The 12,169-nt window shown below is 68.3% G+C and carries 10 protein-coding genes and 1 pseudogene; 6 read left to right on the top strand and 5 right to left on the bottom strand.

Annotation, left to right across the window (positions count from 1 at the left end):
* The first annotated feature begins 64 nt into the window (after positions 1 to 64).
* Together D1610_RS00885 and D1610_RS00880 are read left to right on the top strand one after the other, a co-directional pair.
* Positions 65 to 904, top strand: coding sequence for a phytanoyl-CoA dioxygenase family protein (locus D1610_RS00885; RefSeq protein ID WP_118862257.1), 840 nt, complete (start codon positions 65 to 67; stop codon positions 902 to 904).
* Entirely contained in the window at positions 904 to 1,179 is a 276-nt protein-coding gene (locus tag D1610_RS00880; RefSeq protein WP_118862256.1) for an acylphosphatase, read from the top strand. The genes D1610_RS00885 and D1610_RS00880 overlap by 1 nt, the downstream gene beginning before the upstream one ends.
* A gap of 128 nt (positions 1,180 to 1,307) precedes the next feature.
* Here D1610_RS00880 and D1610_RS00875 read toward each other — a convergent pair whose 3' ends face one another.
* From D1610_RS00875 to D1610_RS00855, 5 genes are all read right to left on the bottom strand, one after another.
* The gene (locus tag D1610_RS00875) at positions 1,308 to 2,312 is read right to left on the bottom strand and encodes a histone deacetylase family protein (protein ID WP_118862255.1); all 1,005 of its coding nucleotides are present in this window, start codon (positions 2,310 to 2,312) and stop codon (positions 1,308 to 1,310) included.
* 3 nt (positions 2,313 to 2,315) lie between these two features.
* Positions 2,316 to 3,539, bottom strand: coding sequence for a Na+/H+ antiporter NhaA (nhaA, locus tag D1610_RS00870; RefSeq protein ID WP_118862254.1), 1,224 nt, complete (start codon positions 3,537 to 3,539; stop codon positions 2,316 to 2,318).
* Between the two features lie 137 nt (positions 3,540 to 3,676).
* Positions 3,677 to 4,291: an OmpA family protein gene (locus tag D1610_RS00865; protein WP_245941898.1), complete on the bottom strand. Its 615-nt coding sequence runs from the start codon at positions 4,289 to 4,291 to the stop codon at positions 3,677 to 3,679.
* On the bottom strand, positions 4,288 to 6,159 hold the full coding sequence (locus tag D1610_RS00860; RefSeq protein WP_118862253.1) for a cation:proton antiporter: 1,872 nt from the start codon (positions 6,157 to 6,159) through the stop codon (positions 4,288 to 4,290). The genes D1610_RS00865 and D1610_RS00860 overlap by 4 nt, the downstream gene beginning before the upstream one ends.
* A gap of 70 nt (positions 6,160 to 6,229) precedes the next feature.
* Positions 6,230 to 7,810 carry a lysine--tRNA ligase gene (locus D1610_RS00855; RefSeq protein WP_118862252.1) on the bottom strand — a complete coding sequence of 527 codons (1,581 nt, stop codon included), beginning with the start codon at positions 7,808 to 7,810 and terminating at the stop codon, positions 6,230 to 6,232.
* Positions 7,811 to 7,864: 54 nt separating this feature from the next.
* Here D1610_RS00855 and D1610_RS00850 point away from each other — a divergent pair, with 54 nt between their 5' ends.
* From D1610_RS00850 to D1610_RS00835, 4 genes and pseudogenes are all read left to right on the top strand, one after another.
* On the top strand, positions 7,865 to 8,437 hold the full coding sequence (locus D1610_RS00850) for a Uma2 family endonuclease (protein WP_118862251.1): 573 nt from the start codon (positions 7,865 to 7,867) through the stop codon (positions 8,435 to 8,437).
* 42 nt (positions 8,438 to 8,479) lie between these two features.
* Positions 8,480 to 11,188 (top strand): ATP-dependent DNA helicase, encoded by a 2,709-nt coding sequence (locus tag D1610_RS00845; protein ID WP_118862250.1) that lies wholly within the window; start codon positions 8,480 to 8,482, stop codon positions 11,186 to 11,188.
* Complete coding sequence (locus D1610_RS00840; protein WP_118862249.1) at positions 11,185 to 11,724, top strand: SixA phosphatase family protein; 540 nt, start codon at positions 11,185 to 11,187, stop codon at positions 11,722 to 11,724. Before D1610_RS00845 ends, D1610_RS00840 begins: the two co-directional genes overlap by 4 nt.
* Positions 11,725 to 11,832: 108 nt before the next feature.
* Positions 11,833 to 12,117 (top strand): annotated as a pseudogene (locus tag D1610_RS00835) (GIY-YIG nuclease family protein); the annotation flags it as partial.
* Between the last annotated feature and the right edge of the window lie 52 nt (positions 12,118 to 12,169).

Below are 12,169 nucleotides of genomic sequence, written 5' to 3'. Positions count from 1 at the left end.
ATATAGTTCACTACAGGATCATCTTCTCCCGTTATCCTTCGGCGGATAACGGGAGAATGTCTGCATGCCGGCCAGCGCACCGGACTATGTCGCCGCCTATCGCCGCGATGGCTACGCCATCGTCCGCGGCTTGTTCTCGCCTGAGGAAATCGCCGGGATCGGCGCGGCGATCGACCAGGTCCATGCCGAAGGCGTGGCTCATGGCCGCAGCTTCCGCCACGGCAACCTGTTCTACAAGATCGCGCCCGGCGGAGAGGGGCCGCCGCAAGTGCAGATGGTCCAGTGGATGTCCTACCACCAGCCGGCGCTCAACGCCGTCCGGCTCGACCGCCGCATGGCGCACGTGCTCGAGCCGCTGATAGGCCGCGACCTGAAGCAGATCATCAACCAGCTCCATTGGAAGACGCCGGGATCGCAGGGCGATTTCGCATGGCACCAGGATTCGCGCTTCCGCCTGCCCGAGGCGGCCTATCGCAACCTCGGCGGTTCCTACGTCCAGACCGGTCTGGCGATCGACCCGCATAATCCGCACACCGGCGGTATGCGCTTCGTGCCCGGCAGCCATCTGGCAGGTGACCTGCCGCTCGACACCACGACCGAAGTGCTCGGCACCGCGATGGACGACGCGGCGCTCGCGGCCGCCGGTCTCGGCGATCGGCCAATCGTCGATCTGGTGCTCGAACCGGGCGATCTCGCCATGTGGAACCCTTATCTGGTCCACGCATCGGGCCTCAACAGCTCGGACCACCGCCGCCGCCTCTATATCAACGGCTATGTCCGCGCCGAGGATTGCGACCGCGGCGAATGGGCGTTCAAGGGCGGCGAACCCGTTCCCTTCGGTCCCGAGCCGGCGCTGGTCCATTACGAGGCGCTGCGCGAGCGCGGCGAGCCGCACTACGTCTGATGATCCACCGCCGCCTCGTCATCACCGGCCGGGTGCAGGGCGTATTCTATCGCGGCTGGATGATCGAGCAGGCGCGCGCGCTGGGCCTCCACGGGTGGGTGCGCAACCGCAGCGACGGCAGCGTCGAAGCCGTCGTGCAGGGCTCATCCGAGGAAGTCGAGCGCATCATCGCGCTGGCGCATGAAGGACCGTCCGCCGCGCGGGTCGAGCAGGTCGCGGTCAGCGAAGTGGAAGCCGAGCCGCTTGACGGCTTCGCCCAGCGCCGTACGGTCTAGACCTGGTTATCCGCCCTCGTCGCCCTTGCGCGGACAGGGGCTTCAATTGGCATAGGCGATGCTGGAGGTACCACAAACCCAGCGATCCAGGCCTTTGCCGGAGCGACGGAGTATACCTCAAGCAGGATTTACAACCCGCTCAAGAACCCCGCGACGTTCGCGCCCAGCGCGTCGACCGCATAGCCGCCTTCCATCACGATCACGCTGGGCAGCGCGAGCTTCGCGATGGCGCCGGCGATCTCCGCATAATCCTGCGTGCGGATGGCGAAGTGGCTGATCGGATCGGCCTCATAGGTGTCCGCGCCGAAGCTGACGATCAGCATGTCGGGCGCGAAGGCGCGGATCGCCGCCAGCACCTGATCCAGCGCCGCCAGATAGGGGGCGATGGCGGTGCCGTGCGGCAAGGGCAGATTGAGCGTCGCGCCCTCGCCCGCCCCCTCGCCGCGCTCGTCGGCATGGCCCCAATAGAAGGGGTAATCGATCCGCGGATCGCCGTGGATCGAGGCGAAGAGCACGTCGCCGCGATTCCAGAAGATGTCCTGCGTGCCGTTGCCGTGATGATAATCGACATCGAGGATCGCCACCCGGGTCGCGCCGGCGTCGCGCGCGGCTTGCGCGGCGATCGCCGCGTTGTTGAGATAGCAATAGCCGCCGAGATAGTCCGCCCCGGCATGGTGCCCTGGCGGACGGCATAGCGCGAAGGCGACGCGGTCCCCGGCCAGCACCGCGTCGAGCGCGGTCAGCGCCGATTGCGCCGCCCAATAGGCCGCATCCCAGGTATCGGCGGTGATCGGCGTGCCCGCATCCATCGAATAGCGGCCGAGCATCGCGTCGATCCGGTCGAGCTGCACGTCGCGCCGCCGCGCTACCGGCCAGATATAGCCGACCGCGTCGCCCTCGCGTCCCGCCTCCAGCCAGCGACGATGCGCCGACCGCAGGAAATCGACATAGGCGGGATCGTGGATCGCAGTGATCGAGGCCAAGCCGTGATCGGCCGGCGCCTCGGTCGCGCCAAGCGCCGCGCCGATATTGGCGGCGCGGCCGGGCACCTCGGCGTGCGCCACCCAGCCGCCATTGTGCATCTCCAGCGCCGGCGCGTGCGCCGATTGGCGAGGGTCGAAGATCATACGCATCGGCTATAGCCCTTCAGGCACATCGGCGACGCGCGGCCTGGGCGGCGGCGCGACGCGCAGAATCAGGTAGCCGAGCATCGCCGACAGCAGCGATCCCATCAGCACGCCGATCTTGACCTCGTCGACCAGCATGGCGTTCCCCGGAAAGGCGAGGCCGCCGATGAACAGGCTCATGGTGAAGCCGATGCCGCAGAGCAGCGCGACGGCGTAGATCTGCAGCCAGGTCGCCCCGGTCAGCTTGCTGGCGATGCCGATCTTCACCGACAGCCAGATCGAGAGGAAGATGCCGATCTGCTTGCCGAGGAACAACCCCGCGGCGATCCCCAAGGGCAGGGGCGCGATCACCTGCGCAAGGCCGATTCCGGCAAGGTTCACGCCGGCGTTGGCGAAGCCGAAGATCGGCACGATAGCGTATGCCACCCAGGGGTGCAGCGCGTGTTCCAGCCGGTGCAGCGGCGAGGTGACGGCGTCGGGCGCGCCCGGCGTCCTGACGATCGGAATCTGCGTGGCCGCCAGCACGCCCGCGATGGTCGCGTGGACACCCGAGAGCAACAGCGCGTACCACAAAAGCGCGAACAGGGAGAGATAGACTGCGAGCGAACGGACGCCCGACTTGTTGCAGGCGTACATCACGCCGTAGAGCACCGCGCCCGCGCCGAGCGCGAGGCTGTTGATCTTTGCGGTATAGGCGAGCGCGATGATCGCCACCGCGCCCATATCGTCGATGATCGCGACGGTGGTGAGGAACAGCTTGAGCGAGGTCGGCGCGCGCTTTCCCAGCAGCGCCAGCACGCCGATGGCGAAGGCGATATCGGTCGCCGCCGGCACCGCCCAACCAGCGCGCAAGGGCGGTTCGTCGGCGGTGATGGTGAGGTAGATCAGCGCCGGGACGATCATGCCCGCCGCCGCCGCGATTGCGGGCATCCGCCTTTTGTCCCAAGTCGACAGCCGCCCATCGACGAACTCGCGCTTGATCTCCAGCCCGACGAGCAGGAAGAACACCGCCATCAGCGCGTCGTTGATCCACAGATGCACGGTCATCGGCCCGAGCTTCGGGGTCAGCACCGGGCCGGTCTCGGCATGGATCAGGCGGAAATAGCTTTCCGACAGACCGGGCAGATTGGCGACGACCATCGCCAGCGCCGCCGCGCCCATCAGCAATATGCCGCCGGCCGCCTCGCTCCGCAGGAATGCGCGCAGGGCGGAAGAAGGCCTGTTCGTCGTCATGTCTTCCAACGGTCTAGCGGTCACATCCGGCGGGGCAAGCGGATCTCACCGCAGGATTGAGCGCCGGCATCACTCCCGACTTCTCTCTTCTCGCCGTTGCCCCTGTGCAGACAGGGGCGCCGGGCAAAAGAAAAGGTCTAGCTGGTCGACGCGGGAACCGAGTCGACGTCCTCCGGCGCGTCGGGGACCGCCGGCGCGGGCCGCACGACCACCACCTCCACCCGGCGATTCCTGGCCCGGCCTTCGGGATAATCGCTGCCGTCAGGGTGCGCGCTCGGCGCGATCGGGCGGCGTTCGCCCAAGGCGATGATGGTGATGCGCTCCTTGGCCACGCCCTTTTCGCTCAGATAGGCGGCGACCGCTTCGGCGCGCTTGCGCGAAGTGGCGAGGTTCTCCCGGTCGCTACCTTGGGGATCGCTATGACCGCTCAGCACGAACAGCATGTCGTCGCCCAGCGCCGGCATCGCGAGCAGCGCGTCGAGCGCCGCGCGGCCGGCATCGTCGAGCGCGCTGCCCGAAGCGAAGGCGATCACCGTCTTGGGCGGGATTGCCGGAGTCGGATCGGGAGCGGGCTCGGGCCGGGTTTCCGCTATCACGGCGGGCCGCATGATCGACTGGGTGGCGTTGGCGTTGCTGAAGGCGTCGGCGGTGTCGTTGGCCACGGGCGGCGGCCGCTCACGGTCGCGATCCTCGCACCCGCCGAGCAGTAGGCCGCCGGCGATCGTGGCGGCGATGATTGGTCGCCGCATCATGTCGCGAGCGGCACAGGAGCGGAATTGGACATGAGGTTCTCCTCCTTTTCGTCATCCTGAATGGTCCAGCCCGCATCGCCGGCAAAGGCATCGCGCGGACCATAGGCCAGGACGGTATCGCCACTTTCGGGCGATGGCCTTGTGGCGTGGGTGAAGAAGCGGATCGTCCCGCCTCGGCGGATCAGCAGCAGCGGCCCTCCTTCCTCCGGCAGCGGCTCCGTCGCCGCAGCATAATCAACCGTATCGCCCACGACGAGGCTGGCGAAGGTCCAGCCGTCCGCCTGGCGGGCGACGAGATCCTCCACGCCCAATCCCGACCGGAACAGCGCGCGTCCTCGCAAGGAAGGCGGCAGCCGGCGCGGGTCGTCGCCCGCCGCGTCGCCCAGCTGATAGACATTGTCCCCGCCCAGCTCGGGCGCGAACTCGCTGCACACCAGCGCGTTGTAGGCCTCGTTGTCGGACACCGCGGCGAGAACGCCGAACTGCTGGAAATCCAGCCGCTCCTCCGTCGCCTCGGAGAGGATCTCGCCATGGAAATCTTGGATGCCGCGCGCCCGCACCAGGGCCAGCCGCTGCCAGCTATTGTCACCGACGACGACGCCGATGCCGAGCCGCTGGAGCGCGGTTGCCAGCGACACGCTCCACGACGTCGCCCCGACGATCAACACGTTGCCGCCGCTCGTCACCGTCAGCCCCAGCAGGCGCGCGACCGGGCCGACCGAAAAGCCGTGCGCGATGATCGTCGCCACGACAAGGGCGAAGACCAGTGCGACCAGCGTGTTGCCGTCGCCATAGCCGAGCTCGTCCAGGCGGAAGGCGAACAGCCCCGAAATGGCGACCGCGACGATTCCGCGCGGCGCGATCCAGCCGATGAACAGCCGCTCCCGCCAGGGAATACGGCTGAAGGCGAGGCTCAGCAGGATCGTCGCCGGACGCACCACCAGAAGCATGGCGAGGATGAACAGGCCGAAGCGCCATTCGAACTGGCGCAGCACCGCGAAATCGAGCGCCGCGGACATGATCACGAACACGCCCGATACCAAGATGATCGTGATGTTCTCCTTGAACGACAGCACGTCGCGCAGGCCCACCAGCTGCATGTTGGCGAGCGCGATCCCCATCACCGTGACGGCGAGCAGCCCGGTTTCCTGCTGGATCATGTTGGAGCCGACGAACGTGCCCAGCACCGCCATCAGCAGCACGGGCGCCTTCAGATATTCGGGCACATGTCCACGCGGCAGCGCCCATCCCAGCAGCCGCGCCATACCGTAGCCGATCAGCCCGGCGACGATCGCGGCCAGGAGCAGGCTGGCGGCGCTCTCCCACAAGGTCGCGCCGCTGCCCGTCTGGCGCAGCACCTCATAGGTGAGGACCGCACACAGCGCGCCGAGCGGATCGTTGACGATCGCCTCCCATTTAAGGATCGCGCGCGGCCGCGACGCGATGCTCGACTGGCGCAGCAGCGGGATGACCACGGTGGGCCCGGTCACGACGAGCAGCCCGCCCAGGAGGATCGCGACTGGCCAGACCAGCCCGGCGACATAATAGAGCGCGATCGATCCCGCCGCCCAGCCGATCGGCACGCCGAGCACGACGAGGCGGTGGACCGCGCCCTCGGCATGGCGCAGCTCGCGGAGGTTGAGGGTGAGGCCACCCTCGAACAGGATGACCGCAACCGCCAGCGAAACCGCCGGCTCCAGCAAATGGCCGAAATCCTCCTCGGGCCGGATGACGCCGGTGACGGGGCCGGCGAGGATGCCCGCGGCAAGCAGCAGGGCGATCGCGGGAAGGCCGGTGCGCCACGCGATCCACTGCGCGCCGATGCCGATAAGGCCGATCAGCGACAAGGTTATCGCGAGATGTTCCATCCTGTCCCCTGACCCGAACCGGCGCCTGAAATCAAAGGCCTCCCGGCGCCAATGGTTCCCTACCCGGCGATCAGCCGCGGGCCAACGCCTCGGCGATCAGCCGCCGGGTGTTGTCGATCCCATAGAGCGCGATGAAGCTGCCCATGCGCGGCCCTTGGCTGGAGCCGAGCAGCGTTTCATAGAGCGCCTTGAACCAGTCGCGCAGTTGCTCGAACCCGCCGGTCTTACCGATCTCATAGACCTGGTTCTGAATGTCCTCCGCGCTCGCGTCCGCCGGCATCGCGGCAAGATCGGCGTCGAGGCGCTTCAAGGCTTCGATCTCGACGCCCTCCGGCGCGCGGCGCACCAGGGTCGGCGCGATCAGGTCGCGGTTGACCGCGAGGGCGTGGGTGACGAGGCGGTCGAGTTCGGGATGCCGATGTGGATCGGCATCGGCGATGTAGTTGCCGAGATAGCCCCATACCTGCTCGCGGGTCGCCTCGGCGCCCATCACGCCGACGAGGTTGAGCAGCAGCCCGAAGGTCACCGGCAGCGTCGCCTCGGGAACCTTGCCGCCATGGATGTGGTGGACGGGGTTGCCCAGCTTCTGCTCGATCGGCTGGCCGGGGTACTGCCCGAGGAACTGCCAGTAATCGTCCACCGCGCGCGGGATCACGCCCAGGTGCAGCTGCTTGGCGCGCTTTGGCTCGCGGTAGATGTAGAAGGCGAGGCTTTCGTCCGGCCCATAGGTCAGCCACTGCTCCAGCGTCAGGCCATTGCCCTTGGACTTGGAGATCTTCTCGCCCTTTTCGTCGAGGAACATCTCGTAGTTGAACCCCTCGGGCGGCTTGGCGCCCAGCACGCGGGCGATCTTGGAGGACTGGATCACCGAATCGATCAGGTCCTTGCCCGCCATTTCGTAGTCGACGCCCAATGCGACCCAGCGCATCGCCCAGTCGACCTTCCATTGCAGCTTGGCCCGCCCGCCGAAGATCGACTGCTCGATCCGCTCGCCCTGATCGACGAACGCGACCATGCCCGTGGCGGGATCGACCACCTCGACCGGCACCTGCAGCACAATTCCGGACTTTGGGCTGACCGGCAGCACCGGCGAATAGGTCTCGCGCCGCTCGGCCCGCAGCGTCGGCAGCATGACGTCCATGATCGCCGCGTAGCGTTCGAGCACCAGCCGCAATGTGTCGTCGAAGCGGCCGCTGGCATATTCCTCGGTCGAGGACAGGAACTCGTAATCGAACCCGAACCGATCGAGGAATTCGCGCAAGCTCGCATTGTTGTGGTGCGCGAAGCTTTCGTACTTCCCGAACGGATCGGGGATGCGCGTCAGCGGACGCCCGAGATATTCCCGCAGCATCTCGCCGTTCGGCACGTTGTCGGGCACCTTCCTGAGCCCGTCCATATCGTCCGAAAAGGCGATCAGCCGGGTCGGCTGGTCGCTGAGCTCGGCGAAGGCGCGGCGCACCATCGTCGTGCGCAGCACCTCGTTGAAAGTGCCGATATGCGGCAGGCCCGACGGGCCGTAGCCGGTCTCGAACAGGACGGCCTCACCGCCCGGCTTGCCCTCCGGATATCGCTTGAGCAGCTTGCGCGCCTCCTCATAGGGCCAGGCCTTGCTGGTCATGGCGGCGTCGCGCAGTGTCGTCTTGTCGGTCATAGCGCCGCATCTGACGCTTTGGTGGGCCGAGCGCAAATGCTATAGAAGGTTTCCATGAACCTGCCGACGCCTTTCGAGACCCCTCGGGCATTGAAGCTTACAGTGGCCGATTTCGAGCTGCTGCATCGATCGGGCGCGTTCAATGGCCATAAGCGAGCGGAACTGATCGATGGAGAGATCGTCTCGATGAATGCCGAGTACCGGCCGCACAGCTTCGCCAAAAACGAACTGACGTTTCGGCTCCGGCTCGCGCTGAACGCGCTCGGCTCCCGCTTCACGGCGCTCAGCGAACCCACGGTGTCCTTGCCACCGCATAATGCGCCGGAACCCGATATCGTCGTCACCGATGCGCCGCGAGGCGACGGTTATGTGCCGCTCGAATCGGTTGCGCTGGTGGTGGAGATTTCCGACACGACGATTCGCTACGATCGGACGGTCAAGGCACGCATTTACGCGGAAGCGGGCATAGCGGAATATTGGATCGTCGATCTGACCAGCGGCCAGTTGCATCAGCATTGGCAGCCTGAGGCGGAACGATATGCCGAGACGCGCTCGATGCCGCTCGCCGGCGACCTGCGTAGCGTCACCATGCCCGAGCTGGCGATCGACGGAACGACATTGCGCTGACGCTTCGTTGCCATTTCGTTCCTGCAAATCCATAAAGCGCCCATGACCGCGCTCCCCTATCCCGCGCTGCACGCAAGCCATGCCGGGGTGTGGGTCGCCGATGGCGACGGCGCGACGCGCGGGATCGGGCGCGGCGAGGCGATCCGGCTTGCCGCCGACACGCCCGTGCTGCTGCTCAATGCGCCGCTGGTCGGGCAGCGGCTGGGCCATCCCGAGATCAACGGCCTCGACCTGCTCGAACTGTTCGCCTTCGTCCACCCGGCGCGCTTCGTCGTGCCGACGCCGGGCGGCCTTGCGCGCGCCTTGGGGCTGGAGCCGCCCGCGCACGATCAGGACGTGCCCGCGCTGCTGCGCGCCGCCGCCGACGCGCTGCTGGCCCGCTGCCGCGCGGAAGCGTGGGCCGAACGCGAGGGTGCATGGACTTCGGCCCAATCGCTGACCCGCCTGCGCTGGATGTGGGGCGCGCCGCTGATGGACGCGATCGCCAGGCCGAAGGAGGCCGAACGCTGGCTGTTCGCGCGCCTGCCCGAGTGGGACGAGGGCGCCCCGCGCCCCAATCCGCGCACCGTGGTGCTGGAGGAGGCCGAAGTCGCCGATCGCCTGCGGTCGCTCACCGGCGCCGGGGCGGAAGCGCGCCACGGCCAGCGCGCCTATGCCACTGCCGCGATGCGCGCCTTCGCGCCGAGGGATACGCGCGACGAGCCCAACATGCTGCTGGCGGAGGCCGGCACCGGCATCGGCAAGACCTTGGGCTATCTCGCCCCCGCTTCGCTCTGGGCCGAGCGGGCGAACGGCGCTGTCTGGGTTTCCACCTACACCAAGGCGCTGCAGCGCCAGCTAGGCCATGAAAGCGAGCGGCTGGTTCCGGACGATACCGAGCGCCGGCAGCGCATCGTCACGCGCAAGGGACGCGAGAATTATCTCTGCCTGCTCAACCTGGAGGACGCGCTGCAGGGCGGCTTCCAGGGCCGCGCGGCGATCCTGGCGCATCTCGTCGCGCGCTGGGCGGCGTACAGCGCGGACGGCGACATGGTCGGCGGCGATCTGCCCGGCTGGCTGCCCACCCTGTTCCGCCGCAACGGATCGACCGCGCTGACCGACCGGCGCGGCGAATGCGTCTATGCCGGCTGCCCGCATTATCGCCGCTGCTTCATCGAACGCGCCGCGCGGGCGAGCGTCCATGCCGACATCGTCATCGCCAACCACGCGCTGGTGATGGTCAATGCCGCGCGCGGGCGCGAGGCGGGCGGGCGACCGACGCGCTTCGTGTTCGACGAGGGACACCATCTGTTCGACGCCGCCGATTCGACCTTCGCCACCGCGCTGTCGGGCGCGGAGACGATCGAGCTGCGCCGCTGGGTGACGGGACCGGAGGGCCGATCGCGCGGGCGCCGGCGGGGCCTGGCCGCACGCCTGTCCGATGTCGCCAGCTATGACGAGGAGGGCGGGCGCGCCATCGCCGCCGCGGTCGCCGCCGCGCAGGCGCTGCCAAGCGACAGCTGGCTCCAGCGCCTCCACGAAGGCGCTCCGTTCGGCCCGATCGAGACCCTGCTCGCCGCCGCGCGCGGACTCGTCTTCGCGCGCGACGCCAAGGCGGAGGATGCCGGCTACGGGCTGGAGGCCGAACTGGCCGAGCCCGACGCCGCGCTGGTCGAGGCGGCAGGGCCCGCGGCGGAGGCGCTCGACCAGCTGCTCCGCCCGCTGGTGGTGCTGGGGCGGCGGCTGGAGGCGCTGCTGACCGATGGCCCCGACTGGATGGACGGCCAGGCCCGCGCGCGGATCGAGGGCGCGATCGCCAGCCTGGGCTGGCGCGCCGATCTGGTCGGCGGCTGGCTGGCGCTGCTCGCGCGCATCGGCGGCCCGGCCGATCCCGATTTCGTCGACTGGCTCGCGGTCGACCGGATCGACGGCCGCGAATATGATGTTGGCCTGCACCGCCGCTGGCTCGATCCCACCCGTCCCCTCGCCGAGCTGGTGCTCAAGCCCGCGCACGGCGTGCTCGTCACTTCGGCCACGCTTACCGGGGGCGGCGACACCGATGTCGCCGAATCCCTGACGGGAGCACAGCATCTATCCCGTCCGCCGGCGCATTTCGCGGTGCCAAGCCCGTTCGACTATGCCGCCCAGTCGGAGGTGCTGATCGTCACGGACATCAAGCGCGGCGACCTGCCCGCGCTGGCGGGCGCCTATGGCCGGCTGATCCTCGCCGCGCAGGGCGGCACGCTCGGGCTGTTCACCGCGATCCGCCGGCTGCGCAGCGTCCACGCCCGCATCGCCGATCGGCTCGCGCGCGAAGGGCTGCCGCTCTACGCCCAGCATGTCGATCCGATCGACACCGGGACGCTGATCGACATCTTCCGTGACGATCCACGCGCGTCGCTGCTCGGCACCGATGCACTGCGCGACGGGGTGGACGTGCCCGGCCATTCGCTGCGGCTGGTGGTGATGGAGGGCGTGCCCTGGCCCAAGCCGACCGTGCTCCACGCCGCGCGGCGGCTGGCGAACGGGGGATCGGCGCATGACGATCGCATCATCCGCGCGCGCCTTGCCCAGGCGTTCGGCCGGCTGGTGCGGCGCGCGGACGATCGCGGCGCCTTCGTGCTGCTCTCCGCCGCCTGTCCCTCGCGCCTGCTCACCGCCTTCCCAGAGGGAACGCCGATATCGCGCGTCACCCTCGACGAAGCGGTTGCGCGGATCGCCGCGCCTCCTCTATCGGCGATGCGGGCTGGCGAAAGGATCGGGGCTGGATGAAGACGCTGACGCTGCTGCGCCACGCCAAATCGAGCTGGGACGACAGCGTCGCCCGCGATTTCGACCGGCCCCTGAACGCCAAGGGCCAGCGCGCCGCCGCGACGATGGGCCGGCACATGAAGTCGCTTGGCCTCGCCTTCGATCACGTCGTCGCATCGCCCGCGCGCCGCGTGACCGAGACGATCGACCATGTCGTCGCGGGCTATGGCGAGACGCTCGCCCCCGACTGGGATCGGCGCATCTATCTCGCTTCGGCCGCGACGCTGCTGGACATCGTCCGCGACCTTCCCGACACGCACGACCGCGTGCTCGTCGTCGGCCATAATCCGGGGCTGGAGGATCTGGTGCTGCTGCTCGTCCCCGACCGCACGGGCGATGCGCTGCGCGACGGGATCGAGGAGAAATACCCGACCGCGAGCCTGGCGGAACTGACGCTGGAGACCGATCGCTGGGCGGATTTCGCCGCCGACGCCGCGACGCTCTCGCGCTTCGTCCGCCCCCGCGATCTCGACGCCGCCCTGGGGCCGGATCAATGACCGTCGCCCCTGCGAAGGCAGGGGCCTCAGGCGGGGAGCGCAGGCTTCGGATGTGCCACAAACCGAGAGGCCCCTGCCCGCGCGGGGGCGACGGGGGGGGGAAGGGAAATGGATAAAGGCGGCTTCACCTACTTCCTGACCAACAAGCCGTTCGGCGTGCTCTACATCGGCGTTACTGCCAATCTGGCAGAGCGACTGACCGCACATCGCGAAGGTCACGGTTCGGTATTCGCGCGCAAATGGGGCTGCGACCGCTTGGTGCTGGTCGAACCGCACGCCACGATCGAAGAGGCGATCGTGCGCGAAAAGGCGCTCAAGAAATGGAAGCGGGTGTGGAAGTTGCGGCTGATTTCGGAAGCCAATCCCGAATGGCGCGATCTGTGGAACGAAATCCAAGCCAACCCGTCGCCCCTGCGCAGGCAGGGGACTCTGGGTTTGTGGCACA

Source organism: Sphingomonas gilva, assembly GCF_003515075.1.
Taxonomy (GTDB): domain Bacteria; phylum Pseudomonadota; class Alphaproteobacteria; order Sphingomonadales; family Sphingomonadaceae; genus Sphingomonas; species Sphingomonas gilva.
The sequence above is the reverse complement of the archived record's forward strand: the minus strand, read 5'-3'. Positions and strand labels throughout refer to the sequence as shown.

Excerpts from the sequence above, each read along its gene's own strand:
- D1610_RS00865 (WP_245941898.1), bottom strand. The coding sequence starts at position 4,291 with ATGATGCGGCGACCAATCATCGCCGCCACGATCGCCGGCGGCCTACTG.
- D1610_RS00860 (WP_118862253.1), bottom strand. The coding sequence starts at position 6,159 with ATGGAACATCTCGCGATAACCTTGTCGCTGATCGGCCTTATCGGCATC.
- D1610_RS00845 (WP_118862250.1), top strand. The coding sequence starts at position 8,480 with ATGACCGCGCTCCCCTATCCCGCGCTGCACGCAAGCCATGCCGGGGTG.
- D1610_RS00880 (WP_118862256.1), top strand. The coding sequence starts at position 904 with ATGATCCACCGCCGCCTCGTCATCACCGGCCGGGTGCAGGGCGTATTC.
- nhaA (WP_118862254.1), bottom strand. The coding sequence starts at position 3,539 with ATGACGACGAACAGGCCTTCTTCCGCCCTGCGCGCATTCCTGCGGAGC.
- D1610_RS00885 (WP_118862257.1), top strand. The coding sequence starts at position 65 with ATGCCGGCCAGCGCACCGGACTATGTCGCCGCCTATCGCCGCGATGGC.
- D1610_RS00875 (WP_118862255.1), bottom strand. The coding sequence starts at position 2,312 with ATGCGTATGATCTTCGACCCTCGCCAATCGGCGCACGCGCCGGCGCTG.
- D1610_RS00855 (WP_118862252.1), bottom strand. The coding sequence starts at position 7,810 with ATGACCGACAAGACGACACTGCGCGACGCCGCCATGACCAGCAAGGCC.
- D1610_RS00840 (WP_118862249.1), top strand. The coding sequence starts at position 11,185 with ATGAAGACGCTGACGCTGCTGCGCCACGCCAAATCGAGCTGGGACGAC.
- D1610_RS00850 (WP_118862251.1), top strand. The coding sequence starts at position 7,865 with ATGAACCTGCCGACGCCTTTCGAGACCCCTCGGGCATTGAAGCTTACA.